This is a genomic window from Arthrobacter sp. FW305-BF8 (genome assembly GCF_021789315.1).
Lineage (GTDB): Bacteria > Actinomycetota > Actinomycetes > Actinomycetales > Micrococcaceae > Arthrobacter.
Genome location: NZ_CP084561.1, coordinates 20,795 through 47,242 on the forward strand (window position 1 = coordinate 20,795; position 26,448 = coordinate 47,242).

22 protein-coding genes and 1 tRNA gene are annotated in these 26,448 nt (G+C 66.0%); 8 read left to right on the forward strand and 15 right to left on the reverse strand.

Annotated elements, in window-relative coordinates:
* Positions 1-16 precede the first annotated feature (16 nt).
* The 7 genes from pknB to LFT45_RS00140 are packed head-to-tail and all read right to left on the reverse strand — an operon-like array spanning position 17 to position 9,779.
* Positions 17-1,984 carry a Stk1 family PASTA domain-containing Ser/Thr kinase gene (gene pknB, locus LFT45_RS00110; protein WP_272912732.1) on the reverse strand — a complete coding sequence of 656 codons (1,968 nt, stop codon included), beginning with the start codon at positions 1,982-1,984 and terminating at the stop codon, positions 17-19.
* A 3-nt stretch (positions 1,985-1,987) separates the two neighbouring features.
* The gene (locus tag LFT45_RS00115; RefSeq protein WP_236805950.1) at positions 1,988-3,850 is read right to left on the reverse strand and encodes a protein kinase domain-containing protein; all 1,863 of its coding nucleotides are present in this window, start codon (positions 3,848-3,850) and stop codon (positions 1,988-1,990) included.
* Positions 3,847-5,301 (reverse strand): penicillin-binding transpeptidase domain-containing protein, encoded by a 1,455-nt coding sequence (locus LFT45_RS00120; RefSeq protein ID WP_236805951.1) that lies wholly within the window; start codon positions 5,299-5,301, stop codon positions 3,847-3,849. The genes LFT45_RS00115 and LFT45_RS00120 overlap by 4 nt, the downstream gene beginning before the upstream one ends.
* Positions 5,298-6,752 carry an FtsW/RodA/SpoVE family cell cycle protein gene (locus LFT45_RS00125; RefSeq protein ID WP_236805952.1) on the reverse strand — a complete coding sequence of 485 codons (1,455 nt, stop codon included), beginning with the start codon at positions 6,750-6,752 and terminating at the stop codon, positions 5,298-5,300. The genes LFT45_RS00120 and LFT45_RS00125 overlap by 4 nt, the downstream gene beginning before the upstream one ends.
* The gene (locus LFT45_RS00130) at positions 6,749-8,548 is read right to left on the reverse strand and encodes a protein phosphatase 2C domain-containing protein (RefSeq protein ID WP_236805953.1); all 1,800 of its coding nucleotides are present in this window, start codon (positions 8,546-8,548) and stop codon (positions 6,749-6,751) included. Before LFT45_RS00130 ends, LFT45_RS00125 begins: the two co-directional genes overlap by 4 nt.
* Positions 8,549-8,550: 2 nt before the next feature.
* The gene (locus tag LFT45_RS00135) at positions 8,551-9,033 is read right to left on the reverse strand and encodes an FHA domain-containing protein FhaB/FipA (RefSeq protein WP_102972613.1); all 483 of its coding nucleotides are present in this window, start codon (positions 9,031-9,033) and stop codon (positions 8,551-8,553) included.
* Positions 9,030-9,779: an FhaA domain-containing protein gene (locus tag LFT45_RS00140; protein WP_236805954.1), complete on the reverse strand. Its 750-nt coding sequence runs from the start codon at positions 9,777-9,779 to the stop codon at positions 9,030-9,032. Before LFT45_RS00140 ends, LFT45_RS00135 begins: the two co-directional genes overlap by 4 nt.
* 404 nt (positions 9,780-10,183) lie before the next feature.
* Between LFT45_RS00140 and LFT45_RS00145 the strand changes: the two genes are divergently transcribed.
* Positions 10,184-10,266, forward strand: a tRNA-Leu gene (locus LFT45_RS00145).
* Positions 10,267-10,328: 62 nt separating this feature from the next.
* Here LFT45_RS00145 and LFT45_RS00150 read toward each other — a convergent pair.
* The 5 genes from LFT45_RS00150 to LFT45_RS00170 all read right to left on the reverse strand — a co-directional run bounded on the left by LFT45_RS00150 (position 10,329) and on the right by LFT45_RS00170 (position 15,636).
* Positions 10,329-11,507: an IS481 family transposase gene (locus LFT45_RS00150; RefSeq protein ID WP_236804357.1), complete on the reverse strand. Its 1,179-nt coding sequence runs from the start codon at positions 11,505-11,507 to the stop codon at positions 10,329-10,331.
* Between the two features lie 199 nt (positions 11,508-11,706).
* Positions 11,707-12,501 carry a hypothetical protein gene (locus LFT45_RS00155; protein ID WP_236805955.1) on the reverse strand — a complete coding sequence of 265 codons (795 nt, stop codon included), beginning with the start codon at positions 12,499-12,501 and terminating at the stop codon, positions 11,707-11,709.
* 271 nt (positions 12,502-12,772) lie between these two features.
* Entirely contained in the window at positions 12,773-14,137 is a 1,365-nt protein-coding gene (locus LFT45_RS00160; protein WP_236805956.1) for an MFS transporter, read from the reverse strand.
* 162 nt (positions 14,138-14,299) lie between these two features.
* Positions 14,300-14,689: a universal stress protein gene (locus LFT45_RS00165; protein WP_236805957.1), complete on the reverse strand. Its 390-nt coding sequence runs from the start codon at positions 14,687-14,689 to the stop codon at positions 14,300-14,302.
* Entirely contained in the window at positions 14,686-15,636 is a 951-nt protein-coding gene (locus LFT45_RS00170) for a 2-hydroxyacid dehydrogenase (protein ID WP_236805958.1), read from the reverse strand. Before LFT45_RS00170 ends, LFT45_RS00165 begins: the two co-directional genes overlap by 4 nt.
* Positions 15,637-15,933: 297 nt before the next feature.
* On the opposite strand from LFT45_RS00170, the gene LFT45_RS00175 reads away from it, so the two are divergent.
* Genes LFT45_RS00175 through LFT45_RS00200 form a run of 6 tightly spaced genes read left to right on the forward strand, consistent with a single transcriptional unit; the run spans position 15,934 to position 22,307 of the window.
* Complete coding sequence (locus LFT45_RS00175) at positions 15,934-17,493, forward strand: ABC transporter substrate-binding protein (protein WP_236805959.1); 1,560 nt, start codon at positions 15,934-15,936, stop codon at positions 17,491-17,493.
* A 28-nt stretch (positions 17,494-17,521) separates the two neighbouring features.
* The gene (locus LFT45_RS00180) at positions 17,522-18,478 is read left to right on the forward strand and encodes an ABC transporter permease (protein WP_236805960.1); all 957 of its coding nucleotides are present in this window, start codon (positions 17,522-17,524) and stop codon (positions 18,476-18,478) included.
* A gap of 8 nt (positions 18,479-18,486) precedes the next feature.
* Positions 18,487-19,497 (forward strand): ABC transporter permease, encoded by a 1,011-nt coding sequence (locus LFT45_RS00185; RefSeq protein WP_236805961.1) that lies wholly within the window; start codon positions 18,487-18,489, stop codon positions 19,495-19,497.
* Positions 19,494-20,576 (forward strand): ABC transporter ATP-binding protein, encoded by a 1,083-nt coding sequence (locus tag LFT45_RS00190; protein ID WP_236805962.1) that lies wholly within the window; start codon positions 19,494-19,496, stop codon positions 20,574-20,576. The genes LFT45_RS00185 and LFT45_RS00190 overlap by 4 nt, the downstream gene beginning before the upstream one ends.
* A complete protein-coding gene (locus LFT45_RS00195; RefSeq protein ID WP_236805963.1) occupies positions 20,569-21,594 on the forward strand; it encodes an ABC transporter ATP-binding protein in 1,026 nt (341 codons plus the stop codon). The genes LFT45_RS00190 and LFT45_RS00195 overlap by 8 nt, the downstream gene beginning before the upstream one ends.
* Positions 21,591-22,307 carry a sulfite exporter TauE/SafE family protein gene (locus tag LFT45_RS00200; RefSeq protein WP_236805964.1) on the forward strand — a complete coding sequence of 239 codons (717 nt, stop codon included), beginning with the start codon at positions 21,591-21,593 and terminating at the stop codon, positions 22,305-22,307. Before LFT45_RS00195 ends, LFT45_RS00200 begins: the two co-directional genes overlap by 4 nt.
* Before the next feature lie 11 nt (positions 22,308-22,318).
* Here the strand turns inward: LFT45_RS00200 and LFT45_RS00205 are convergent, their stop codons facing one another.
* Positions 22,319-23,344 (reverse strand): 2-hydroxyacid dehydrogenase, encoded by a 1,026-nt coding sequence (locus LFT45_RS00205; RefSeq protein WP_236805965.1) that lies wholly within the window; start codon positions 23,342-23,344, stop codon positions 22,319-22,321.
* The gene (locus tag LFT45_RS00210) at positions 23,344-24,660 is read right to left on the reverse strand and encodes a glucarate dehydratase family protein (RefSeq protein ID WP_236805966.1); all 1,317 of its coding nucleotides are present in this window, start codon (positions 24,658-24,660) and stop codon (positions 23,344-23,346) included. The genes LFT45_RS00205 and LFT45_RS00210 overlap by 1 nt, the downstream gene beginning before the upstream one ends.
* 158 nt (positions 24,661-24,818) lie before the next feature.
* Here LFT45_RS00210 and LFT45_RS00215 point away from each other — a divergent pair, with 158 nt between their 5' ends.
* Complete coding sequence (locus tag LFT45_RS00215; protein ID WP_236805967.1) at positions 24,819-25,733, forward strand: LysR family transcriptional regulator; 915 nt, start codon at positions 24,819-24,821, stop codon at positions 25,731-25,733.
* Positions 25,734-25,746: 13 nt separating this feature from the next.
* Here LFT45_RS00215 and LFT45_RS00220 read toward each other — a convergent pair whose 3' ends face one another.
* The gene (locus LFT45_RS00220) at positions 25,747-26,442 is read right to left on the reverse strand and encodes a FadR/GntR family transcriptional regulator (protein WP_236805968.1); all 696 of its coding nucleotides are present in this window, start codon (positions 26,440-26,442) and stop codon (positions 25,747-25,749) included.
* Positions 26,443-26,448: the final 6 nt, after the last annotated feature.

Sequence of the window (26,448 nt, forward strand, 5' to 3'; positions counted from 1 at the left end):
TTCGGCTCGGCGGGCCCTACTTGCCCTTCGTGGGGCTCGGTGTCGGCGTCGGGGTCGGGGTCGCCGTCGCCGTGGGGGTTGGCGTCGGGGTGGGTGCCGGCGCCGGGGCCTTCGCCACCGTCACGGTGATGGCCTTGCCCTGCTCCACGAGTGAGTTGATCGGATCGCTCTGACTGGTCACCTTGCCCGGCTGGACCTGCGAGTTCTCCACCTCACTGATGACGGCAACCAGGCCGAGCTCCTTGAGCGCTGCCTCGGCCTCGACACGGGTCATGCCGCGAAGCTCCGGCATGGCCACCTTGCCTGTGGACAGCAGGATCTCAACGGTGCTCCCCACCGCCACCTGCTGGCCCGGCGCCGGCTTGGTGGTGATCACCAGGCCCGCCGGAACAGTGGCGCTGTTGGCCATGGTGGTGGACGGCGCGCCTACCAGTCCCGCCTGCCGCAGGATATCGCGGGCTGCCGCCTCCGTCCGTCCCGGCAGCGTCGCCGGGATCTTGACGGCACTGGGGCCTGACGAGATGTTCAGGACAATTTCCGAGTTCGGTTCCAGCGACGATCCCGCCGGCGGCGCAGTGCCAATGGCGGTGCCCTTGGCGATCGAGTCGTGCTGCACCCGCTTGATCTGCGGCCGCAGTTTCGCGTCGTAGAGCGCCTGCAGCGCCTCTGATTCGGAGAGCTTCTCCACCGCGGGAATCGCGACGCGCACTGGTTCGGCAGGGGGCTGGTTGAGGAAGTTGTAGAACCACAGGCCGCCGCCGGCCAGCACCAGGAGCGTGAAGATCACGAAGGTCGTGATCCAGGCCCGACGGCGGGACTTCTGTAAGTCCGAGCGCTCCCGTTCGCGGGGCAGGCCGAGCGGAAGTTCATCGTGCTCGGCCGTCTCGTAGACCGCCGCGGCCTCGGTCGGCAGCACGGAGGCATCATCGTCGCTGTCCCGGCTTCGGCGCAGGCGGCCCGTGGGAGCGTCGTCGAGGAAGCTGGCTCCGGTCATGGAAAACGCTTCGGTGGGCGGCGTGCGGTGCGGCTCAGGAATGTCATTGGGGTCCGTCGGCGCTTCGCTTGGCGACAATGCCGGAACCGGGATCCCGTTCTTAGCGGCCCTCAGCGCACGGCGGAAGGCCGCGGCGTCCTGGAAACGGTCGGCACGGTTCTTCTGCAGCGCCTTTTCCAGCACGCTGTCCAACGCTCGGGAGATCTCCGGATTGAAGTTGCTGGCTGGTTCCGGCTTCTCGCGGACATGCTGGTACGCCACGGATACCGGGCTTTCACCCACGAAGGGCGGCCGGCCAGTCAGCGTTTCGTACAGCAGGCAGCCTGCCGAATACAGGTCGCTGCGGGCATCCACCGCCTCACCGCGCGCCTGCTCCGGCGACAGGTACTGGGCGGTGCCCACCACCGCCTGGGTCTGGGTCATGGTTGCGGACGAATCGGCCACCGCGCGGGCGATGCCGAAGTCCATCACCTTGACCATGTCCGAGTTCGCGCAGTACATCACGTTCGCCGGTTTAATGTCCCGGTGCACGATTCCGGCCTTGTGGCTGTATTCCAGTGCAGACAGGACACCCAGCGTGTACTCCACCGCCTGGTCAATGGTGATGTCGCTGGCCCGGATCAGGTCCCGGAGCGTCTTGCCCGCCACGAACTCCATGACGATGTACGGAACGCGGACCTGGTCATGGGCGTCGCCCGGGACAGTGTGTTCCCCGGTGTCGTAGATGGCAACGATCGACGGATGGTTCAGGGCTGCGACGGCCTGGGCCTCACGTTTAAACCTGGCCTGGAACTGGGGGTCACGGGCCAGGTCGGGGCGGAGCAGCTTGATGGCAACGGTCCGGCCCAGCCGGGTATCCAGGCCACGGTGTACATCGGCCATGCCTCCGCGGCCGATGAGTTCGCCAAGTTCATAGCGCCCGTTGAGGACGCGCTGACTGGTCACCGGGATGTTGTCTTCCCGGTGTGACGGAGTTCGCGGCGTGGTCACGGCTTATGGTCCGCTGGGCGAGCCGCTTGGGGTCGGCGTGGATGAGGGAGTGGGGATCAGCGTTTCGGACAGGTGGTAAGTCACGACAGTGCCGGCGTCGACCTCCCGGCCGCTTTCGGGCTCGGAACGGACGAACGTTCCGGCGTCCTGGTCGGGATCGCCGGGCTCGTCGGCACCTTTTTGCCAGCGCAGCCCGGCTTTCTCGATGGCTGACTGGACTTCCGACTCGCTGCTGCCCGTGCCGATGTCCGGGACGGCGATCTTCTTCGGTCCCTTGGAATAGGTGACCTTTACGGTGTCGCCGGCCTGCAGCGGGCCGGACGGGTTGAGGTCCGTGACCGTGCCGGGAGCGGCGGGGTTGAAGACTTCATCGCCGTTGACTTTGAGCCCGAGCGCGATCAGTTCGGTGCGGACCTCGCTGTACTGCCTGCCGAGGTACGCGTCCGGAATGACGTTGATGGCCTCGGGAGTGGACTGCGTCGGCGTCGGTGTGGGCGTCGGCGTCGGGGTCGCCGATGTCCGGGTAGGCGTCGGCGTGGAACTGGTGGTCACGCTGCGGCTGGGTGTGCTCGACGTGGTGGCGGCAGGACTCTGGCCCGGGGACAGGAAGCCGGCCTGGCTCAGGAGGATACCGGCGACGGCGAACAGCACCAGCAGGATCAGGGCGATCAGCGGCCACGTCCAGGGGCTGCGCTTCCGCCGCTCGGGCTCATCGGCGGGTTCGCCGTCGTAGGGTGCCGCGTACTGGTCCTCTTCCTGGTCCCAACTGCGCTCGGCGGCCAGGGCATCGGCACGCGACAGCGTGCTGCCCGCCCGCGTGGGGGCGGCATCCGAGGGGTTTCCGGCGGCCGCAGCAGCGGCTCCGCCGGCGGCAGCACCAGCAGCTGCCGCGCCCAGCACGGGCAGCGCCGAGGTGGCCGCCGTCGGGCTTTTCTCCGAACCGATGACGCCGGTTGGTGCCGTGGCGATATTAACCGGGGCTGTCATGGCGCCGGTGCCCCCTTCGAACAGGAGCATGCCGGGGACGGCGGCGTGGGCTGCCGAGATGTCACCGTTGCGGATGGCCTCCGCTGCCTCGGCCAGTTTGATCGCGTTGGCCGGACGGTTCTTCGGGTCCTTGGCCAGCATGGACATCAGGAGCGCCCGGACCGGCCTGGGCAGCGACTCCGGCAGGGGCGGCGGCGCGTCGTTGACCTGGGCCAGGGCGATGGCGATCTGGGATTCGCCGGAGAACGGCCGGTGCCCGGTGAGGCACTCGTAACCGATGACGCCGAGGGAGTAGATGTCCGAGGCGCCGGTGGCGGTCTGGCCCGTGGCCTGTTCGGGGGCGAGGTACTGGGCGGTGCCCATGACCTGGCCGGTCTGGGTCAGCGGCACCTGGTCCGCCAGGCGCGCGATGCCGAAGTCGGTGACCTTGACCCGTCCGTCCGGGGTGATGAGCAGGTTTCCGGGCTTGATGTCACGGTGCACCAGGCCCTGGGCGTGGGCCACGGACAGGGCCCGCGCCGTCTGGGCCATGATGGACAGCGTACGGTCCGGTGAGAGCACCTGCTCGTGCTCGATGATGCTGCTCAGCGGCTGGCCGGGGACCAGCTCCATCACGAGGTAGGCGGACCCTTCCTCCTCGCCGTAGTCGAAGACATTGGCGATGCCCACGTGGTTGAGCAGCGCGGTGTGGCGGGCTTCAGCGCGGAACCGCTGGAGGAAGCCGGGGTCGCCCGTGTACTCCTCTTTGAGCACCTTGATGGCCACGATCCGGCCCAGGATCAGGTCCTTGGCCTTCCAGACTTCACCCATGCCGCCGATCGCAATACGCGTGGTCAACTGGAATCTGCCGCCGAGGGTGATTCCCGATGTAGGCCTCACTTATTCAACACCGCCTCAAAAATTCTCTTTGCGTTCGGACTGGTTAGCTGTGCTCCGGCGGTGATGTCCACGCCTTGCATGACGACCGTGACGGACACTTGCGGATCGTTAGCCGGGGCGAACCCCGTAAACCAAGAGTTGTTCAGGCCGTCCCCGAGCTCGGCGGTGCCGGTCTTGCCGGCGACCTCGACGCCTGGCACGGCGGCACCGGAGCCGATGCCCTCGCTGACCACGCTGGTCATCCACTCGGTGATCTGTCCCGCGATCTCCGGCGTCGTCGAGGTCCGCAAAGCCACCGGCTTCGGTTCGTCGATTACGCGGAGGTCCGGGGAACGTACGGCCTTGATCAGGTTCGGCGCCATCTGCACTCCGCTGTTGGCAATGGCCGAGGTCATCAGCGCGATCTGGAGCGGGGTCGCACGGACGTCGCGCTGGCCGATGGCGGACTGCGCCAGTCCGGCGTCGTCGAGGTCCGAGGGGAAGACACTGGGGGCGTAGTCCAGTTTGAGCTGGTCGCCGAGGTCTGAATTAAAGCCGAACTTGCTGGCCTGCTGGGCTATCGCGTTCTCTCCCAGATCGCGGGCAATACTCGCGAAGGGCGTGTTGCAGGACTGCTGCAGCGCGAACGCGAAGCTCGCCGTGTTCCGGGTGTAGCAGTTGCCGCCGGCGTAGTTGGGCAGCTGGTATTGGATGCCCGGGAAGCTCATCTGGGCCGGGTTGGGCAGCACGCTGTCGGCGTTGTACTTGCCGGAGCTCAGGGCTGCCGCCGTGTCCACCAGCTTGAAAACCGAGCCCGGTGCCAGCAGGGCGCCCGTGGGGCCGCTGACGGAGGGGTTCAGATTGACGCCCGGGACCTTGATGGCCGCGTTGTATGCAGCCTGCTCCTTGGCGACGTCCTGGGTGGCGATGAGGTTGGGATCGTAGGAGGGCTTGCTGACCATGGCCAGGATGTTGCCCGTCTTGGGATCGGTCACGACGATCGACCCCCGCTGGCCTTCCGGGATGAGGTCGTAGGCCAGCTTCTGGATCTTGGGGTCGATGGTCAGCTCGACGGATGCGCCCTTGGGCTGGTTGCCCAAAAAGAGCTGTCCGATCCGGTCGAAGAACAGCTGGTCCGAGCTTCCGGCCAGCTGGGCATCCATGGCACTTTCGAGGCCCGTGACCCCGTAGCTCCGGGAAAAGTATCCGGTCAGCCCCGCATATAGCTCGGGCTGGTTGTACCGGCGCTGGAACTTGCAGGATTCATTGCCCGGGACGGATTCGGCGATGGCGGAGCCACCCACGAGGATCGCTCCCCGGTCATTGCAGTAGTTCTGCAGTATGGCTCGCCTGTTCCACGGATTGGCCTTGAGCTCGTCCGCGCCCACCACCTGGACGTAGCTGATCGCACCGAAAATCAGGGCGAACATGGCGATCGCGGCGATCCATGAATGTCGAATGGCCTGGTTCACAGGTGTTTCACCGCCTCGGTGGGAGCGTCTGGGAGAGTCTGGGTGCTGTTCCGGTCCTGCCGGCTTCCTGCGGCCGTCACCGGTGCCGGCTTCTGCGCCTCGGGCGTGCGGCCGGGCTGCATCGGTGAGGTGTCCACCGGGCCGCGGGCCGTGTGGGAGATCATCAGCAGCAGGCCAACGATGATCCAGTTGGCCAGCAGCGAGGAGCCACCAGCGGCCAGGAACGGCGTGGTGAGGCCGGTCAGCGGAATCAGCCGCGTCACGCCGCCGATCACCACGAAGCACTGCAGCGCCACCGCGAAGGACAGACCGCATGCGAGGAGCTTGCCGAAGGCGTCGCGGGTGCCGAGGGCCGCACGGAAACCGCGGGTGAAAAGCAGCAGGTACATCATCACGATGGCGAAGAGGCCAATCAGGCCCAGTTCCTCGCCGAAGGAGGCGATAATCATGTCGCTGTTGGCGAACGGCACTAGGTTGGGCCGGCCCTGTCCGAGGCCGGTGCCCACTAGTCCGCCGCTGGCCATGCCGAACAGGCCTTCCACGATCTGGCCGCTGCCGCCGGGGGAACGGCCGAAGACTTCCTCGGTGAAGGCATTGAGCCAGCTGTCGATGCGGAGGCCAACGTGCGAGAAGACCTTGGATGCCACGAAGCCGCCGCCGAGGATCAGGGTGAGGCCGATCACCACCCAGCTGATGCGGCTGGTGGCCACGTAGATCATCACGATGAACAGGCCGAAGAACAGCACGGACGATCCGAGGTCCCGCTGGAAGATCAGCACGCCGATGCTTACGAGCCAGGCCGTGATCATCGGTCCCATGTCCTTGAACCGGGGGAACTGCATTGGCCCGATCTTGCGGCCGGCCAGCATGATGAGGTCCCGGTTCGAGGAAAGATATCCGGCAAAGAATATGGCGAGGGTGATCTTGGCGACCTCACCGGGCTGGAACGTCATCGGACCGAGGCGAATCCAGACCCGGGCCCCGAGGATCTCGCCGGCGGAGATGCCGGGGACCAGCGGAAGTATCAGGAGCAGCGCGCTGACGGCAAGGGAGATGTAGGTGAAGCGGCGCAGGACACGGTGGTCCTTGAGGAACCAGATCACGGCGATGGCAACGGCCATGGCGATGACGGTCCAGCGCAGCTGGTTGTTGCCGGTGTCGTCGCCCGGAGCGTCGAGGCGGTGGATCATGGCCAGGCCGAGGCCGTTGAGGGCAACCACCAGCGGAAGTATTACCGGATCGGCATACTTAGCCCGGAACCGGAGGACCACATGGAACACCAGGGACGCGACGGCGAGCAGGCTGGACTGGAACCAGAAGTCCGTGTCCAGTGCGGTCTGTTCGTCAATGCTGATCAGTGCGTTGGCGCCGATGCTGACCGACAGGGCGAGTACGAGCAACAGCAGTTCCACGTTGCGCCGGGGTTTGGGCATGGTGTCGGCGTGGCTCATTGGCCCCCCTCACAGGTTGCGGTTGGGGTGGGTGCGGCCGAGGCTCCGGTTGTTGCCGATGCCGTCGGCTTGGCGGTTGTGGTCGCCTTCGGGGACGTGGTGGCCGGCTTTGGAGTGGCGGAGCCCTTGGCCGTGGCTGAAGCCGTAGCCTTCGCCGAGGCCGAGGCGGAGGCCGTGGGAGACGCAGTCAGGCACTCATCCGAGGGTGCGGTGCTTCCCGTGCGTTCAAGGTTCTTGACGATCCGCTGGGCATCGTACAAATCCCGTGCGGGAACCGTCTGGCGCACCCTTTGCTGCGAGAACTGGGGCAGTGAATCCATCCGGATGTCCGTCACCGCTTCAAGGGTGGAGAGCTGGATGGGGCCGAGGCGCTGGGATACGCCGTTGAAGATGGCCACCCGCTGGTCGAATTCACCGATGTAGTAGCGCGTCTGGGTCCAGGCGTAACCGAGCCAGAGCCCGACGGCGAGGACCAGGAGTGCGGCGCCCGCAATTCCCAGGGTGAGCCAGCGGCGCGGGCGCCTGACGGGCGTGAACTCCTCGGCCTCATCGCGGGCATGGTCTGACTTGTGTGTCAGGACAGTTGCCGCGCGGCGCGCGACGGTCCGGCCGGCAATGGTGGGGATGGAACCGGTCTCGGCAGCAGCGACGGCTGCGCCGACGAGGATGTGGGGCCGGGAAGCCAGTTCCTCGCGCAGTACCTCCGCGGACAGGTGCTCGCCCAGATGCGGATCGGTGCTGGTGGCGGGTTCGTTCGACGACGGTTTGCCGGCATCCTCGCTTGCCGCGTCGGGCCCGGATGTCGCGTCAGGCCCGGATGTCCGGTCCGCCTCGGAATTGCCGGCCGCCGGAACTGCGGCCGGCGGGGAGGAAGGATCCGTGGATCCACGCGTCGATTCTGTTGGCCCGGTATCGAGTGGCCCGGAGACTGGGGCGGAGGGTGGCTCAGCAGCCTTCGTCCCGGTAATAGCTTCCGGTTGCTCGGCGTTAGGGACGATGTCGACGGCGGCCGTGCTGACGTCGTCGGGCGTTTCCTCCACGATTTCCACCATGACAACCGTGACGTTGTCCGGGGCGCCCGCCTCGAGGGTGAGGTCAACGAGCGTCTCCACGCATTCGCTGAGATTCGGCGTTTCCCGCACCGTGCGCTCCACGACGTGGCCTGCGACGTAATTCAAACCGTCGGAGCAGAGCAGCCAGCGCTCTCCGGGCTGCACCTCGATGGTGGCCAGGTCCAGTTCGGGGCTCGCATCGACGTCACCGAGGACTCGCATCAGGACGTTCTTGTGCGGATGGGTTTCCGCTTCTTCGGGGCGCAGCCGGCCCTCGTCGATGAGGCGCTGGACGAACGTGTGGTCAATGCTGATCTGCTCGAACTCGCCGTCGCGCAGGCGGTAGGCACGGGAGTCGCCGATGTGGGCGAAATGGAGCTTGCCCTCGGCCAGCAGCAGGGCAGTCACGGTGGTGCCCATGCCCGCCAGCTTGGGATTGATGTGGACGAGTTCCGATAGCAGCGAGTTGGCGGTCTGGATCTCGTCGGCCAGCACCGTGCCGGCGTCGTCATCGTAGTCGTCGGTGTCCAGGTGGATCATGTCCAGGACGGTGGCGGCGGAAGCAACATCGCCGCCGGCGTGGCCGCCCATGCCGTCCGCCACGACGGCGAGATGCCGTCCCACATAGGCGGAATCGTCATTCTTCGCGCGGATGCGGCCGACGTCAGAACGCGCCGCATAGCGCAGGATGAGGGGCCGAGGCGAGGCTGGCACCTCGCCCGCGGGCATGTCCGGAGCGGCCATGGCTACGGCCTCAATTCAATGACCGTCTTGCCGATTCTCACGGGTACACCAAGGTCCACGGGCAGGGCCCTGGTGAGCTGCTGTTCGGCCAGATAGGTGCCGTTGGTGGAGCCGAGGTCCTCGATGAACCAGCGGCTTCCCTGCGGAAAGAGACGGGCGTGCCTGCCGGAAGCGTAGTCATCCTCGAGTACCAGTGTGGCTTCCTGCGCCCGTCCCAGCAGGATGGGGCTCGCAGCCAGCGGGACCGTACGGCCCTTGAGCGGGCCTTCGGTGACGAGCAGCTGGCGGGCCTGTTGCTTTGCCGGCGCGGGCGCCGGTTCTGCCAGTTCCGGATTCTTCCGCACCTGCCGGGCCGTGGGAGCGCCGGTGGCCGCCTTGCGGCCAATCATGAGGTCGCGCCGCATGGCGGAGACGATGCTGAAGATGAGAACCCAGAGAAGAAGCAGGAACCCGAAGCGCAGGGCTGTGATGGTCAGTTCGCTCATGGGCGGCCGCCATTGTTGGCGGGCAGGAGGCGGAAGATGATTTTGGTCCGTCCCATCGTGATGGTGGAGCCGTCGGTGAGTTCCATGCTGCCGGCCACTTTGTGTCCGTTGACATAGCTGCCGTTGGTGGAGCCCAGGTCGACGGCGGTGGTGGTGCCGCCGTGGGTCTGGATTTCCAGGTGCCGGCGGGAGACTCCGGTGTCGTCCACCAGGATGTCAGCCTCTGATGAACGGCCCAGGACGACTGAGGGCGCATTGAGTGAATACCGCTGTCCGTCGATATCTAGGACAGGCTGGAGGCGGACTGGCTGGCGGCTTGGCGCTGCCGGCACGTTAGCCCGCGGAGCAGCCGGAGCTGCCGGCGCTGAACCGGAGGACTTCTCGGTTTTGGAGGTGATCTCGAAGTCGCCGGCCCGGTGGGATTCGTCCCGGCGGAAAGAAATTCGGACCGGTCCCTGGAGGATGTAGCCCTGGCTGCGGACATGGTTGATCACGACGTCGCAGAGTTCCTCGGCCAGCGGAGTTCCCCATTCCTGGGCGCGCTGAAAGTCCTCGTCACTCAGGAGCACGTCGAAGATGTTGGGCACCAGGGTGCGTCCGGCGGCGATGGTGATGGCCTTGTGGTCCACTTCGCGGCGGAGCCGGCTCGCGATTTCCACGGGCTCAACCTGGGCTTTGGAGCCGGTGGAGAAGACGCCGCGGACGGCCTTTTCAATGCCGCGTTCGACCTTGTCCAGCAAACCCATGGTCCTCTCCTTTCCTTGCTGCTGAGGGACAGCACGTCCCGTGGAACTCATTCTGGCGATGCGGTCACAACGAAACTCATAACAAAACGCCTGCCCGCCGGAAGCGGGCCCTTATGTATCCGATACTACTTGCCACGTCTGCGAAAGACCTTAATCCACAACGCGCCGGGAACCCGATTCGTTCACGTTTCCCCGGCGGGTGTGGGAGCGATCACAGGCCGGAACCCTGCCTCCGTGGTGGCATCGAGGGCCCTCGCCGCCGCGGCCCTGACGGGGAAAAACAGGCCGCAAGGCGGCTGTAATGCCCCGATTAGGAATTTGCGGGGAATGTCCGTTATGCTTGATCTCGCTGCTTTCACGAGGTGCAAAACCGGATTCCGGTTGGCCGAAGTGAAAGAAGTTGCGCGCGAGTGGCGGAACGGCAGACGCGCTGGCTTCAGGTGCCAGTGTCCGAAAGGGCGTGGGGGTTCAAATCCCCCCTCGCGCACGCATTGTGGTGAGTCGGGACATCCTTCACGGATGAGTCGAGTCATCGGTAACACCCCGGTCTTAGGACCGGGGTGTTTTTCTTTGTCTGGATTGGTAATCCCGGTCGGGGTCGATGGTGAGTTCCCGGATGATCTCTCCGGTGGCGGTGGCGGTGTCGCTGATGATGACGTCGGTGTCGTGGATGAGCATCAGGATGTGTTTCCCGGCGTGGGCGCGGCCGATGCCGATGTGGTGCAGGCGTCCTGCGTGGCGGAGGGTTAGTTTCCCGAACCGGTCCACGCGGTCGATGCGCTGGCGCCAGTGGTCCCCTTGCCTCGCTCCTACGGGTTCTGCTTTGGGGGTGGCGGTGTAGGCGGTGGCCGGCGTGCGTCGGTCCAGGGCGCGGTGCGGGCGTTCATGGTTGTAGATGTGCCGGAATTTGCCGAGCTGTTCGTTGAGGTCCTCGAGGGTGTGGGCGCGCGGCTGTCCGTCAAGCCATTTCTTCAGCGTCTGGTGGAACCGTTCGATTTTGCCCTGGGTCTGCGGGTGGCTTGGGGAGCCGTTCTTCTGCGTGATGCCCAGCGTGTGGAGTTGGTGTTCAAAAGCGTTCCGGCCTCCTTTGCCGCCGGCGAGCCGGGTCGTGTAGACCATGCCGTTGTCTGTCAGGGTCGAGGCCGGAAGGCCGTATTCGGCGGCAGCTGTGAGGAACGTGGTCACCACGGCGATGACGGTGACGGGCCGGTAGGCGGTGCATGCGAGCAGGTAGCGGGAATGGTCATCGAGGAAGTTCAAGATCTCTGTGTCGGTCCCGTCGGCCAGGGGCCAGTGGGTGAAGTCGGACTGCCAGGTCTCGTTGGGCTGGTGCGCTTCGAAACGGTGCAGGGAGGTCCTCGGGCGTTTCTTTGGCTCGGGAGTGATCAGGTGGGCCGCGTGGAGGATCCGGCGGATCGTGGACGTTGAGGGCGCGGGGAGGTTTTCGCGTTCGAGGTGCCAGGCGATCGTGACTGGACCGGCGTCGAGTCCGGCTGTCTGCAGTTCCTGGCGCAGGGCCAGGATACGTGCTGTGACTACGTCGTCAGTGCGGCGGGGATTGCTGAGAGGCCGTTTTGATCGGGGTTCGACGGCCGCGATGCCTCCTGTTGCTTCACGCCGCAGGAGCTCGTGCACCCAGCGGCGGCTGACACCATATCGGCGGGCTGCGTCAGCGACGCTCAGCCCTTGGTTCCGGACGGCGAGGACGATGACTTTTTGCTTCGACATGAATCATGCTCAGCCTGTACCGGGTATGAACTATGTCCCGACTCACCGGCGAAGCGTCAGCTGGGAACAATGTCCCGACTCATGTGAGAACTATGTCGTGAAACTACACACCCCCTCGCGCACGCATCAGGACCCCGGGAAATCAATGATTTCCCGGGGTCCTTTCTTGTTTTCCCGCCTGTGCGGGTCAGCAGGCCCCTTAGCCGGCCGCCAGCGCGGCGTTGACGAGCTTGGCGAGTTCCGGGGCAGCGCTTTCGGTCACGGCGCCGGCGGCTCCCGTTTTCACGACTGTGGCCGCCAATGTGCCTCTAACACCTGTAACCGTAAGGACGGCCTGCTTCCGGCCATTGGGGAGGGTCTGGGTTTGCAGTGCGCTTACGGACTTGTCCGCGTCCACCGGAACCTCGACCGGCTTCATCGCACTCGTGATTTTCTGCCCCTTCAGTTCGACCGTATAGGTTGAGCAGTCCCGGACTGCTGCATCGCTCTTGTCGAACTGGGTTGTCATGACGGTGGGATCCTTAACCGCGAAAACTGTCACGATCGTGGCAGTCTTGGCTTCCGCCGCCAGGCTTGCTCCCGCTGCGTAGGTGCTCCCTTCGGGAACCTGGGTGTTGTTGTCCGCCAGCACCCCGCACGCCTTGGGCGTGATGACGGCGTTCTTGAGCAGTTCCCGGGCGACGACAAGCCCCTGGTCCAGCTGGGCGGCGGGAACCACTGTCAGCGCCCGTCCCTGCGCGTCTTTCAGTCCTGTGACGATAGCCGCGAGGTCCTCGTTGGTGTAGGCCTTCGCCGCTGACGTCGGTGCGGCGGACGCGGAGGAGGGTTCCGCCGTCGTACTTGCCTGCGGTGAAACGCTGGAGGGTGCGGCGTCAGTTGCTGCAGACGCGGAACTCGAGGGAGCTGCCGTGGTGGACGGCGCCGGCCCTCCGCATCCTGCGAGGAAGAGTGCCGCCGCGGCGGTGAGGGAGATTGGTGCGATGCTTCGGTGCATGAGTGGATCCCCGTTCCCTGTGCCGGCTGTCCCGCGGGTTCTCGCGGGACTATCCCGGTAAGCGCACCAGCCGGGGCCGGAGCGCAGGGAGCAGCGTTCGGCTTTCGCCCGGCCGCGTGCGATTGCTCCGAGCGTACGACTCTTGTCCCTGCAATGCCAGAGCGCCGGCGGCACAACCGCTGCCCTCGCAGGAAAAACGCCCCGGGGCGGGTGCCGGAATTCCGATCACCCGCCCCGGGGCGCTGAACACTGACTCGTAAAGAGAAGACTGCTACTTCGCCGCTGACGGCTCCAGCCGTGTTGCGCCGGGCGCCGATGCTTTCTCCGTTGCGTCGGAGGCCGGCTTCCGCTCCTTGAGGAAGTAGACCAGGATGGCGGCCACCGTCGATGCCGCCGCCAGGGCGAACAGGCCGGGCACCACGCTTCCGGTCTGCTCCTTGATGATGCCGAATCCGAACGGTGCCACAAAACCGCCGAGGTTGCCCAGGGAGTTGATGATGGCGATGGCGGGGGCGAGGACCAGGGGGTGCAGGGTCGACTGCGGGATGGTCCAGAACAGCGGTGATGCGCTCTTGAAGCCCAGGGCTGCGACGGCCAGGAACACCAGGGCAAGGACCGGGGAGGCGACGGCTGCTGCGAGGGTGCCGACGGCAGCCACGAGGAGCGCGGCGACCAGCAGCGGGCGCTTGGACTTCGCCTTGTCCTGCCACTTGGCTGCGAAGTACATGGCGAACACGGCGCATACCCAGGGGATGGAGGAGAGGAAGCCGACGCTCAGGTCTGTGGTGCCGGGGATCTGCTTGACGATGGTCGGGAGCCAGAACGTGTTCGCGTAGATGGAAAGCTGCACGGAGAAGTAGATCCCGCACAGCAGGAGGATCTGCGGGTTAAGGAGCATCTTCCAGCGGTTGACCTTGCCGTCCTGCTTGCCGTTGGCCGTCGTGTGCTGGGCGTCCTCCTGGGCGATGGTTGCTGTCAGGGCCGACTTTTCGCCGGCAGTGAGCCACTTGGCATCCTGGACCTTTGCATCCAGGAAGAAGAATACGGTGATGCCAACGACGACGGAGAGCACTCCTTCGAAGCCGAACAGCCACTGCCAGCCGCGCAGGCCCAGGACGTCGTGCAGGCTCAGGAGCAGGCCGGCGATGGGGCCCGACAGGGCGGCTGCCACCGAGGATCCGGCGATGAAGATGGCGGTCGCCTTGCCGCGCTGGCCGGCGGGGACCCAGCGGGCGAAGTAGAAGATGACGGCCGGGAAGAAGCCTGCTTCCGCGGCACCGAGCAGGAACCGCAGTACGTAGAACATTGTCTCGTTCTGGACGAACGCCATCAGGAAGGACACGATGCCCCAGCTGACCATGATCCGGGTCAGCCAGACCTTGGCGCCGTACTTCTCCATCATGACGTTGCTCGGGAGCTCGAAGATGGCGTAGGCGATGAAGAACAGCCCGGCGCCGAAGCCGTAGGCCGCGGCGCCGATGCCGACGTCAGCCTGCAGATGGTCCTGGGCGTAGCCGATGTTGGACCTGTTCAGCTGGTTGCATACGAGCATGACCAGCATGATGGGCAGCACGCGCCGGAAAAACTTCTTCATGGCCGAAGCCAGATCCGTGACAGCGGTGTCTACAGACTGCATGTGGGGAATCCTCTTTGATAGAGCAGCAAGATCACGCTGTGGGGACTACGGGGCAGGCCGTTGTGGTCCTCGCCACAGCACCTATTAACTGTAAGCAGTAGGTTTCATGCCCGTCCAACACACATATTGCATGGCGCGATACCCGCAGGGAACTACTATCCGCTAGCGCGGCCCGACGTCGGCCTTAACCGCCGTGACAGGGCAGCCGGCCTCGAGGATCACCCGCTGGGCCGTGCTGCCGAGGAAGAGCTTTCCCACCGGGGAGCGGCGGCGGACCCCTATCACAATCAGCTCGATGTCCTCCTCGTACGAGGCGTCGATCATCAGGTCCGCTGCATCCGAGCCCTCGTTGTGCCGGAGTGAGGCATCCACGCCGACGGCTGCCGCGGCCGCGATGGCGTCCCTGATGTCTGATTCCGATTCGGCGGAGGCTTCGCCGGGCTGGGGCCCCATGATCTGAAGTCGGGTCTTGCGCAATGCCGCCTCTCCGAGGGCGGCGCTGAGTGCCGCCCGGCGTTCCTGCGTGGCAACGTAGCCCACCGCGACGCTCATGCCTGCACCGCCGTCAGCACAGAGCCAGTGGTCACATAGGAACGCAGGTTGGCGAGGGTGAGTTCGGCCATGTCGGCCCTGGTCTCGTGGGTGCCGCTTCCCAGGTGGGGCAGGAGGACCACATTGTCGAGGCCGAGGAGGTCTTCCGGAACCTTCGGCTCCTCCACAAAAACGTCCAGTCCCGCACCGGCCAGGCGCCCGGCCAGAAGGGCAGCCACGAGGGCTTCCTCGTCCACAACGGAGCCCCTGGCGATGTTGATCAGATACCCGTCCGGGCCCAGGGACGCAATGACGTCGGCATCAACCAGGCCAGCCGAGCCGGGACCGCCGGCGGCGGCGACGATCAGCACATCGCAGCCGGCCGCCAGCTCCACAGGGGAGGCGGCATACCGGTATGCGACGTCGGCCACCGGATTGCGGCTGTGGTAGCTGATGTCGCAGTCGAAGCCTTCAAGCCTGCGCGCAATGACCCGTCCGATCCGGCCGAGCCCGAGGATGCCGACCCTCCGGCCACTGGCCTTGGTGGCCAGCGGAAAATTGCCCTGGCTGAGCCAGGCACCGCGACGGACATAGCGGTCGGCGGCGCTGGTTTTGCGCAGCACGTCCAGGTAAAGGGCGACGGCGGTATCCGCCACACAGTCGTTGAGGACGTCGGGGGTGTTGCTGACGGTAATGCCGCGTTCGGCGGCCTGCGCAACGTCCGTGGTGTCATAGCCGACGCCGAAATTGATGACGGCGCGCAGGTTGGGAAGCGCGCGCATCAGTTCGGTTCCGACGCCGAACTTTCCTGACGTCACGGCGATCTCGAAGGACGGGCCGTGCTCCTGCAGGAAGGCCTCCCGCTCCGGGCCGGCATCGGGAAGCCGGACGGCGCTGTAATCCTTCCGGATGGATTCTTGGACGGTTGGCATGAGGGGTCCGACCTGCAGGACGGCGATGTTCTTCATAGCTGCACCCTAAGATTCCGATCTATACGGGTCCAACATGTAAATGGCATGGATCGATGCCGTGAGTGTATTGATTCACCGCCTACCGCGAAACCACGCGGATTTCGGGAGGACGTGGCGGCCGTCACACGCCTCCGGCCTAGCCCTGGCCCGCCTCCCTGCGCTGCCAATGCCCCGCAATATCCTTGTGGACCCCCTGGACCTCAATTAGCTTGAGTCCAGCGCGGCCCAAGCACCTGATTCCGTTCCACTACGGGACCAGCCGCTGCCGCAATCACCCGATCCGGAGGAAAAACAATGACGTCTTCTTCAAAGCTCCCCTTCCCCGCCGCCTTGCTGAAGTGGCCGGCCCTTGCCTCCGTCGCTGTGCTTGGCCTGAGCGGCTGTTCAGTTGCCAATTCCGACGCCGGAGCCTCCTCCTCGAACGCCGTGCGCGTGGTCCTGGGCCAGGAACCGCCCACCCTGGAAGCCTGCGAGTCGAACCTGACCTCCACCGGTGTGGTGGTTCGCTCGAACGTCACCGAGCCGCTGATCGAGCGGAACCCGCAGACCGGCGAACTCGAGCCGAAGCTCGCCACTGAGTGGAAGGCCACGGGCGACAAGGAATGGACGCTGAAGCTGCGTGAAGGAGTGAAGTTCCAGGACGGCACGCCGTTCAACGCCGAAGCAGCTGCCTTCACCATCAACAGGGCCGTCAACTCGAAGCTCGGCTGCAACGTGGAGGGCTACGTCTTCGGCGACGCGGACCTCAAAGTGAAGGCCGTGGATGCCACCACGCTGACCGTCACGACGCCCGAAGCCGATCCCATCCTGCCGCTGCGCCTGTCGTTCCTCGAGGTGGTGCCGACGTCCACGAGCACCACGGAGAAGGTGCGTGAGCCCATCGGCACGGGCCCCTACAAGATCGAGCAGTGGGATGCGGGCCAGAAAATCACGCTCTCCACCTGGGACGGCTACTGGGGGGACAAGCCCGCATACGCCAAGGCCGAGTACCAGTGGCGTTCCGAAAGCTCTGTGCGAGCCGCCATGATCACCAGCGGCGAGGCCGACGTCGCCATGGGTCTTAGCCCGGACGACAACATCGGTGACCTCGGCGTTGACTACCCGAACAACGAGACGGTTGCCCTGCGGCTGGACGCCAACGTGGCACCGCTCAATGACATCCGCGTCCGCCAGGCCATCAACTACGCCATCGACAAAGAGGGAATCGTCAATTCGCTCTACCAGGGCAAGCACAAGGTGGCCGCCCAGCTGGTTCCCCAGGGCATCGTGGGCCACAACGATGCGCTGAAGGGCTGGCCGTTCGACCTGGACAAGGCCAAGTCCCTCGTTGCCGAGGCCAAGGCCGCCGGCGTGGACACGTCCAAGCAGATCTCGCTGGTGGTCCGCAGCGCCCAGTTCCCGAAGATCACCGAACTGGGCCAGGTTTTGCAGGAACAGCTCAGCCAGGCCGGCCTCAACGTCAAGCTCAAGATGCTCGAGACAAGCCAGCACCTGACCTACCAGGTCCGCCCCTTCGCCAAGGATGACGGAGCAGTGGCGCTGATGACCCAGCACGGCAACCAGGCGGGCGACGCTGCCTTCACCGTGGACCAGTACATGCTGTCCACCGGAGCCCAGAGCTACTTCGGCACCCCCGAGTTTGACGCCATGATCAAGAAGGCCGATGCCGCGTCCGGCGACGAGCGGAAGAAGGACTTCGAGGAGGTCTTCGCCTACCAGAACGACAAGGTTGTGCAGTTCGCCCACATCTCGCACCAGACCGGCATCATCGGCAAGGCCAAGTCCGTGAACTACACGCCCAACTCCTCCAGCGGCGATGAGCTGCGCGTCTCGGAAATGACCCCGGCAAGCTAGCCCCGGTTTCCGGGAGAGAAGGACAGCCATGCTGAACTACTTGAGAAAGCGGATTGTCTCCAGCGCACTGCCGCTGGTGGTGGTGATCGTCGGGGTGTTCGCCCTGGCCAGGATGACGGGCAACCCCGCCAGCCTGTACCTGCCGCTGAACGCCACCCAGCAGATGCGCGACGATTTCACGGCACGCAACGGCCTGGACCAGCCGCTGCTGGTTCAGATGGCCGACTACTTCGGCGGCGTGCTCCGTCTTGATTTCGGGCAGTCCCTGCGCACCGGGCAGGACGCGGCCGCCATGGCGCTGCGTGCCTTCCCGGCCACCCTGCAGCTGGCCGCCACCACCATGGTGCTGGCGGTGCTGCTGGCACTCGTGGTGGGCTGCTGGGCCGCGCTGAAGCCGAACGGCGTTGCGGACCGGATCTCAAGTTTCATCTCCATGGCTGCCGCTTCGATCCCGGATTTCTGGCTGGCAATCGTGGGCATCTGGGTATTCGCCATCACCCTGGGCTGGCTGCCGACGTCGGGTGTGTCGGGAGCCAGCGCCTGGGTGCTGCCAATCGCCACGCTGCTCCTGCGGCCGTTCGGTGTGCTGGTCCAGATTGTCCGCGGCTCTATGGTGTCGGCTCTCTCGGAGCCGTACATCAAGCTCGCCCGCAGCCGTGGCGCAGGTGAGTTCAGGGTGGTCACGCGCCACGCCCTGCGCAATGCAGCCGCCCCCGCGCTGACAGTGGCCGGCGACCTGACCGTGGGACTGGTCAACGGGGCCGTCGTGGTGGAGACCATCTTCGGCTGGCCCGGGATCGGAAAGCTCATGATCGACTCGATCCTGCAGCGGGACTTTGCCGTCCTGCAGGCAGCAGTGCTGCTGACCGCCGTCGCGATCTTCACCCTGAACATCCTCATCGACATGGGTTACGCGTTGCTGGACGCGCGCGTGCGTCCCGTCACGGTCAAAGCCCGCGTCCGGCCCGTCGCGGCTAAGGCTTAGGAGTAGCCATGAAAAGTTCACTGACTGAGAGTGCGACGCCGGAGCAGCTGCCGGAGGGAGCCCAACTCCCGGAGGGCGGCAACAAAGCGGCCAAGGAAGGTAAGCAGGACGGCAACCTGAGCCTGTTCCGCCTCCTGCTCAAGGACCGCTTCGCCACCGTCTCGGCGCTGGTGCTGGTGTTCATTGGCCTGACGGCGCTCCTGGGCCCCGCCCTGATGGGAGACCTGGCCACCAAGCAGAACCTGCTGTTCGCCAACAAGGCGCCGTTCACGCTCGCGCACGGCTGGGAGTACTTCCTGGGCAGCGATTCCCTGGGCCGGAGCATGCTGGCCCGGCTGGTGGTTGCCAGCCGGACCACCCTCTCCGTCGCCTTGCCCGCGGTGGCGGTGGCGCTGGTCATCGGTTCCCTGTGGGGCGTCTGGGCCGGCTACCACCGCGGCTGGCGGGAAAACGTGTCCATGCGCATCGCCGACGTCATCATGAGCTTCCCGTCCCTGCTGCTCGCCGTCGTCGTCCTTTACGTCTTTAGCCCGAGCGCCGCGAACATCGTCCTGATCCTCGCCCTGACCCGGATCCCGATCTACCTGCGCACCGCCCGCGCCGAGTCCGCGGAGCTCCAGAGCCGGACGTTCGTGGACGCTGCCCGGACGTTCGGGGCCAAGCCCAGCGCGATCATCGTCCGGCACGTCATCCCCGTGGTGCTGCCGACGCTGCTCACGCTGGCCACCCTCGAATTCTGCTACGTGATGCTCGCTGAGTCCTCGCTGAGCTTCCTGGGCATCGGCACCCAACCGCCGGACGTCAGCTGGGGCCTCATGGTTTCCCAGGGCCGGCAGTACCTGCAGACCGCCTGGTGGCTGTCCATCTTCCCCGGCGTCGCGATCGTGGTCACCACCATCGCCGCCAACGTCCTCGCCGCCTGGCTGCGGATCGCCACCGACCCGGCCCAGCGCTGGCGCCTGGCGCTTCCCCGCAAGCGGCTGATCGCCCGCATTCCAGTGAAGGAGACCCAGCCGTGAAAGCAGCTGCCGAACAAGTTCCGGTGAAACGCTCCCGCGCCGCAGAAACGGCCAACGGCGCGGCCGCCGCCGAGGCCGCCGCAGAAGCGAAGGCGCACGACGTCGTCCTGCAGGTCCGCGACCTCGTCGTGGACATCCGCACCCACCGCGGCACCGTCCGTGCCGTCAACAGCGTGGGATTCGAAGCCCGCGCCGGGGAAACCCTGGCGCTGCTCGGGGAATCCGGCTGCGGGAAGTCCATGACCGCGAAGGCCCTGGCCGGCATCATGGACCCCGTCTGCGACCTGGCCGGCGGCGAGATTGTCCTCAACGGGACCGACCTCGCCGCCCTCAGCCCCAAGGAACGGCTCAAGTTTGCCGGCCCGGGCCTGGGCATTGTCTTTCAGGATGCCCTGACCGCTTTGAACCCTGTATATACAGTAGGAACCCAGCTTGGCGAGGCCTTCCGGATCCACCGCGGCCTGAATGCCAAGCAGGCGCGTGTTGAAGCTATCGACCTCATGAAGCGCGTGGGCATCCCCGAACCGGAATCACGGGTCAATTCCTACCCGCACCAGTTCTCCGGCGGCATGCGCCAGCGCATCCTCATCGCGATGGCCGTGGCTCTCAATCCGCGCCTTCTGATCGCCGATGAACCCACTACGGCACTGGATGTCACGGTGCAGGCACAGATCATGCAGCTGCTGCGCACCCTTCGTGAAGAGGGCCAAATGGCCGTCATCCTCATCACCCATGACCTGGCAGTGGTGGCGGAGGAAGCGGACTCCGTGGCGGTGATGTACGCCGGCAACGTGGTGGAGGGCGGACCTGTCTCTGAAGTGTTCGCAGATCCCCGCCACCCCTACACCAAGGGGCTGCTGGAATCGGTGCCCGTCCACCTGGAGCGCGGCGCGCAGCTGAAGTCCATCCCGGGCAGCCCGCCCGAGCTCCACGACATCCCGGCCGGCTGCGTCTACCAGTCGCGCTGCCCGCTGGTACAGGACATCTGCCGGGCCGAGCGTCCCGCCCTCCGGCCTATTGACAGCTCACCTGCCCGTACCGCCGCCTGCCACTTCAGCGAGGAGATCAACAATGCCTGAGCCGCTTTTGGCCATTGACGGCCTGACCAAGACGTTCCACGTGGCCAAGAGTGCCAGCGGCAACACCAGGCTCAAGGCCCTGGACGGCATCAGCCTGACAGTTGGGCGGGGAGAGACCCTCGGGCTAGTGGGCGAATCCGGCTGTGGCAAGTCCACGTTGGCGCGGACCCTGATGATGCTGGAAACACCGGACGAGGGAACCGTCACCTTTGAGGGAACCAACCCGTTCGGGCTGCGCGGCAAGGAGCTGCTGAGCTGGCGGCGCCGGGTGCAGATGGTATTCCAGGATCCCTTTGCCTCCCTGAACGCCCGCATGAACGCCGGGGACATCATCGCCGAACCGTGGGCCACGCACCGCAGCCTGTACCCGACATCCAGGGAACGCGACGCCCGCGTCCGCGAACTGCTGCACATGGTGGGGCTGCGTCCCTCCGATGCCCGCAAGTCGCCGCAGGAGTTCTCCGGCGGACAGCGCCAGCGCATTGGCATCGCCCGCGCCTTGGCACTGAACCCCGACGTCTTCATCCTCGATGAGCCCGTGTCCGCCTTGGACCTTTCCGTCCAGGCGCAGGTCCTGAACCTGCTCAACGAGCTTCAGCAGGAACTCGGTGTTTCCTACATCTTCATCTCGCACGACCTGACCGTGGTCCGGCACGTGGCGGACCGGGTGGCCGTGATGTATCTGGGGCGGATCATCGAAACCGGGGCCACCGAAGAGGTCTTCGACCACCCCCGGCACCCCTACACAGCGGCCCTGATGTCAGCGTCGCCGAAGCTGGATGTCAGCGGAACACAGCGGGACAGGATCGTTCTCCGCGGCGAGCTGCCCTCGCCGCTGGATCCGCCGTCGGGCTGCCGCTTCCGGACCCGGTGCTGGAAGGCGCAGGACATCTGTGCCGAGGTATCGCCGGAGCCGCAGGTGCTGGCGGCACCGGACGGCACACGGCATGTTGCAGAGTGCCATTTCCCGCTCGATTCCATCAAGGGGCTGAGCGGCGCAGTGGCTACCGCCTTGTGACCGCTGCCGAATACGCCCTCATCGCCGGGGTGATCTTCCTGGCCGCCTGCCTGCAGGCATCCAGCGGCTTCGGCATGGGCATGCTGGCAGCGCCGGTGATCGCAATCGTGGATCCGGCGCTGCTGCCTGCCACGCTCATCCTCCTGGCCCTGCTGGTCACGGTGCTGGTGACCGTACGGGAGCGGCAGCACCTGGATCTGCGGGGCACCGGGTGGGCCTTGGTGGGCCGGATTCCCGGAAGCTTCCTCGGCGCGTGGCTGGTGGCGGTACTCTCCCGCGAAGGGCTGGCCTGGGCGGTGGTGGCAGTGGTGCTGACCGGGCTGGTGCTGGCGGGCCGGGGCTGGGCGCCCCGGCCGGTCCGGGCCAACCTGATCGCCGCGGGTGCGGCCTCGGGCATCATGGGCACTGCCACGTCCATCGGCGGCCCACCCATGGCGCTTGTATGGCAGGGACACGAGGGTCCCCGGATGCGCGGCACCATGAGCGCGTTCTTCATGGTGGGATCGACAATTTCGATGGCGATGCTTTGGATGGCCGGCGCGGTCACGGCGGAGATGCTGACCCTGGCACTGTGGATGGTCCCGGCAGTTGTGGGCGGCTATGCCGCATCGCGGTTCGTTAATCGCTTCCTTAACCCGGCGCGCCTGAAGGCGCTGGCGATCGGCGCGTCGGCGCTGGGAAGCGTGTTGCTCATCGTGCAGCTTGTCCTTTAACTACCGGCCAACTACCGGCCTGCCGGCGCCGGACGGGCCACGAGGTTTACCAGGTCCTCGCCGCGGGCAAGCCGGCCGATATTGGCGGCAATGTCGCCCGCCCGGCGTTCAAACGTGATGCGCGCATGCCCGGAATGGTGCGGTGTGAGCACAGTGTTCTCCAGCTCCGCGAAGGGCAGCTCCGCCGGTGGGACCACGCCGTCCGAGGGCAACCCCCACCAGACGTCGATGCCCGCCCCGGCGATGCGCCCTTCCTTCAGCGCACCGTACAGTGCGGACTGGTCCACCACGGGACCGCGTGCCACATTGATCAGCAGGCCCGTGGCCTTCATGGCGGACAGTTCAGGGCCCCCGATCATCCCCCTGGTATCGGCGTCCAGCGGCACCGTGACCACCACGACGTCGGACGCGGCCAAGAGTTCATGGAGCTGCCCGTTCCCGCCCACCCAGTCGGGCCGGACGCCGTCGGGAAGGGGAGCGGCCGGGTTCCGCCGGACGGCCCGGACCTTCATGCCCAGTAGCCCGGCAACGCGGGCCACCTCGGCACCGATGGAACCCAGACCCACCAAGCCCAGCGTCAGGTCGGCGAGCACGGGATGGAACGGCACTTCGGCGTCGGTGGCAATGGTCCGCCACTCTCCCCGGCGGAGTGCGCGCTCCGCAGCGGCAACGTTGCGCGACAGCATCAGGGTGACCATGAGGACATGCTCTGCGATGGGCCGCGCGTGGTGGAAGGTGTTGGCCACCAGGGCACGGGCTGCCAGTTGCGGGAAGGAGATCTTGTCGTAGCCGGCGCCAGTGACGTGGACCAGGCGCACCTTTGAGGCCGTCTCGGCCTCCGCGGGGCTGAGGGAGGAACAGACGACGACGTCGGCCCCCGCCAGTGCGTCCAGCTTGCGTTCCGGGGTCCAAGCCGCCGCCATGTCCCAGCGGTGCGCGCCGCCGTCGTAAATTAATTGGTCAGCAAAGCGGCTGATGATGGGGTCGGTGACCACAATCCTCAGGGATTCAACGGCCGGCGCGCCGGCCTCTTCCATTACCAACGCGGGCTTTGGAGCTTGTAGGAGGGGTGGAGCCGCTGCATGTAACCGGTGTCGTCCCGGCTCCTCAGTCCGCAGTCCAGGTACTGGCGGTGCAGGCGTTCCAGGGCGTCACGGTCGATTTCCACGCCGAGGCCCGGACAGGTGGGGACCTGCACGGCGCCGTCCGTGAACGTGAACACGCCGCCGGCAATGACGTCCTCGGACGGGTCTTTCCACGGCCAGTGCGTGTCGCACGCGTAGTCGAGGTTGGGGGTGGCCGCCGCGAGGTGGACCATGGCGGCAAGGCTGATGCCCAGGTGGGAGTTGGAGTGCATGGAAAGCCCCAGGCCGAACGTCTCGGTGATGCCGGCGAGGAACTGGCTCCGGCGCAGTCCGCCCCAGAAGTGGTGGTCCGAGAGGATAACGTCCACGGCGCCGGCGGCCACGGCGGGTGCGACGTCGGCAAAGCTGACCACGCACATGTTTGTTGCCAGCGGCATGCCCACCTCGCGGCGGACGGCGGCCATGCCCTCGATGCCCGGCGTGGGGTCCTCGAGGTACTCCAACACCCCGTCCAGTTCCTTGCCCACGCGGATGGAGGTCTCCACGGTCCAGGCGCCGTTGGGGTCGATGCGGAGCGGCATGTCCGGGAACTCGGCGCGGAGGGCCTGGATGGCCGCAATCTCTTCCTCAGGCGGGAAGACGCCGGCCTTCAGCTTCAGCGCGGTGAAGCCGTAGCTGTCCACCATGGTCCTGGCCTGCCGGACGATGCCCTCAGGGTCCAGGGCGGCGCCCCACGTGTCGTCCGCCTGGCCCGGGTGGCCCGCCCACTTGTAGAACAGGTAGCCGCTGAACTGCACCGACTCGCGGACGGCGCCGCCAAGGAGGTCGCTGACGGGCCGGCCCAGCAGCTTGCCCTGGATGTCCAGGGCGGCGACGTCGAACGGAGACAGCACGCGGTCCGCTGTGCTCGACCCCGTGACCATGCCGCTCATGCCGTGGCCGCCCTGGATGGTGTCCTGCTGAAGCGCCTGGGCGATCCTGTTGCGCAGCACGTTGATGTTGAACACGTCCGTGCCGGGCAGGGCGGCGGCTGCGAGCTGGAGCCGGGCGAGGTGGCCGGCGTCGCCATAGGTCTCGCCGAAGCCCGACACGCCGGCGTCCGTCTGGACTTCCACGATGGCCCGCAGGGCGAACGGCTCGTGAACGCCCACGGTGTTGAGGAGGGGCGGGTCCTTGAACGCCACTGGCGTGATGGAGACGCCGGTGATTTTGGCCTGGTTGAGGTTAGCGTCGTTAACGTTCTGGGTGGGTTCGAGTGCCTGGTTCACTGCGCTGTGCTCCTTGGATTTTTTGGCCCGAAGGGGTTGATAAAACCTGCTTTGTTCACGACCATAAGGGGAGCCATCAATTCAAGTCCAAGCTAATTTCTGCACTCGACAATTCAGTAAGGGTATGGATGTTTTCGCTACCTCAGTTAGAAGCATTTGTGGCCGTTGCTGAAGAACTGCACTTCGGTGCTGCAGCGGAGAGGCTGAACATGACGCAGCCGCCGCTGAGCCGCCAGATCCAGATGCTAGAGAAGAAGCTAGGCGCGCAGCTTTTCAGCCGGACCAGCCGGAAGGTGGAGCTCACGGCCGCCGGCGCCACGCTGTTGCCGAGGGCACGGCAGATCCTGGATATGTGCATCAAGACGGATCTGGACGTTCGGCGGGTATCGTCGGGCCAATCCGGCACCATCACGGTCGGCTACACCGCAATAGCCGGGCACAGCGCACTGCCGCTGATGCTGCGCCGTGCAGCGGAGAACATGCCGAGGGTGTCCTTTGTGCTCCGGGAGCTGGTGTCAACGGACCAGATGGACGGGCTCGTGAAGGGGAACGTGGACATCGGCCTGCTGCGCCCCATCGTCGCCCGGCCCGGGGTGGTGTCCCGGCCGCTGATGCAGGACCGTTTGGTGGTTGCCTTGCCGGAGGGCAGTTCGCTGCTGGGCAACATGGCGGGACGCAACGGCGAGCCCCTGCCGCTGGGATACCTGGACAGGCTGCCGCTGCTCATGTACTCCACGAAGGAGGCCCGCTACTTCCACGACCTGGTGCTGCGGCTGTTCGCCAGTGCAGGAGCGCACGCCAACATCACGCAGTACGCCAGCCAGGTTCCGGCACTCCTTGCCTTCGTCCAGGCGGGGTTGGGAGTGACCCTTGTTCCGGCGTCGGCCATGGCTTTTGCGCCGGCAGGGGTGGAATTTCACGAGATCGACGGGCGGCACGGCATCCAGGAACTGAACCGCGTTGAGCTGGAGCTCGCGTGGAACGAAGAGACCGCAAACCCGGCGGTTCTGCGGCTGCTTGATCTGATCGAGGCGCCTGAATCTGTTGGAACAGCCCGGCCCGGCGGGGTGTGATCCGGGAGCGAAGCTATTCGCGTCCGGCCCGGAGGCGGCGCCGCGAATTGGCTAGGTGGTTCCTCATGGCAGCGGACGCAGCGGCTCCGTCGGAGTCTGTAATGGCGGCGAAGATGGATCCGTGCTCGTGGACCACCTGTTCGAAATGGTCCCGGGCGTAATGCTCCACGCCGGTCATCAGGCGGGTGCGCGGCATGGCGATCATCGTCTGGCCGAGGGAGGCAATGCAGTCCGTGTAGAAGGGGTTTCGGGAGGCTGCGGCGACGGCCTTGTGGAACTCGAAGTCAGCCTTCATGGCGTGTGAAGGGTGCTCGACGCTGTCCGTGAATTCTGCCAGTGCCTGCCGGATGGCGTTCAGCTGCCGCTCTGTCCGGTTTCCGGCCGCAAGCGCTGCCGCTTCGGTTTCCACACCCATCCGGAATTCGAGTAGGTGCAGCCGGTCCTCGGCGGTGACCACAGCCCTGGTGGGCTGGCCCGACGTCGGACTTCCGGTGGGCGGGGTCAGCGCAAAGCTGCCCCGCCCACGTTCGGTTTCCACCAGACCCTCGGCCTGGAGCCGGGTGAGCGCGGACCGCACCACGGTGCGGCTGACGCCGAACTCGCCGATGAGGGTGTTTTCGCTCGGAAGCTTTTCGCCGGGCTGGATGACGCCGTCGACGATGCGGGTGCGAAGGTCGGCGGCGAGGTCCGCGGTCAGGTTCCGGCTCATGAATTC

What these genes read in the sequence shown, in the direction of transcription:
- LFT45_RS00125 (WP_236805952.1), bottom strand. Translation starts at nt 6,752, where the DNA reads ATGAGCCACGCCGACACCATGCCCAAACCCCGGCGCAACGTGGAACTG.
- LFT45_RS00130 (WP_236805953.1), bottom strand. Translation starts at nt 8,548, where the DNA reads ATGGCCGCTCCGGACATGCCCGCGGGCGAGGTGCCAGCCTCGCCTCGG.
- LFT45_RS00135 (WP_102972613.1), bottom strand. Translation starts at nt 9,033, where the DNA reads ATGAGCGAACTGACCATCACAGCCCTGCGCTTCGGGTTCCTGCTTCTT.
- LFT45_RS00140 (WP_236805954.1), bottom strand. Translation starts at nt 9,779, where the DNA reads ATGGGTTTGCTGGACAAGGTCGAACGCGGCATTGAAAAGGCCGTCCGC.
- LFT45_RS00150 (WP_236804357.1), bottom strand. Translation starts at nt 11,507, where the DNA reads ATGTCGAAGCAAAAAGTCATCGTCCTCGCCGTCCGGAACCAAGGGCTG.
- LFT45_RS00155 (WP_236805955.1), bottom strand. Translation starts at nt 12,501, where the DNA reads ATGCACCGAAGCATCGCACCAATCTCCCTCACCGCCGCGGCGGCACTC.
- LFT45_RS00160 (WP_236805956.1), bottom strand. Translation starts at nt 14,137, where the DNA reads ATGCAGTCTGTAGACACCGCTGTCACGGATCTGGCTTCGGCCATGAAG.
- LFT45_RS00165 (WP_236805957.1), bottom strand. Translation starts at nt 14,689, where the DNA reads ATGAGCGTCGCGGTGGGCTACGTTGCCACGCAGGAACGCCGGGCGGCA.
- LFT45_RS00170 (WP_236805958.1), bottom strand. Translation starts at nt 15,636, where the DNA reads ATGAAGAACATCGCCGTCCTGCAGGTCGGACCCCTCATGCCAACCGTC.
- LFT45_RS00175 (WP_236805959.1), top strand. Translation starts at nt 15,934, where the DNA reads ATGACGTCTTCTTCAAAGCTCCCCTTCCCCGCCGCCTTGCTGAAGTGG.
- LFT45_RS00180 (WP_236805960.1), top strand. Translation starts at nt 17,522, where the DNA reads ATGCTGAACTACTTGAGAAAGCGGATTGTCTCCAGCGCACTGCCGCTG.
- LFT45_RS00185 (WP_236805961.1), top strand. Translation starts at nt 18,487, where the DNA reads ATGAAAAGTTCACTGACTGAGAGTGCGACGCCGGAGCAGCTGCCGGAG.
- LFT45_RS00195 (WP_236805963.1), top strand. Translation starts at nt 20,569, where the DNA reads ATGCCTGAGCCGCTTTTGGCCATTGACGGCCTGACCAAGACGTTCCAC.
- LFT45_RS00205 (WP_236805965.1), bottom strand. Translation starts at nt 23,344, where the DNA reads ATGGAAGAGGCCGGCGCGCCGGCCGTTGAATCCCTGAGGATTGTGGTC.
- LFT45_RS00220 (WP_236805968.1), bottom strand. Translation starts at nt 26,442, where the DNA reads ATGAGCCGGAACCTGACCGCGGACCTCGCCGCCGACCTTCGCACCCGC.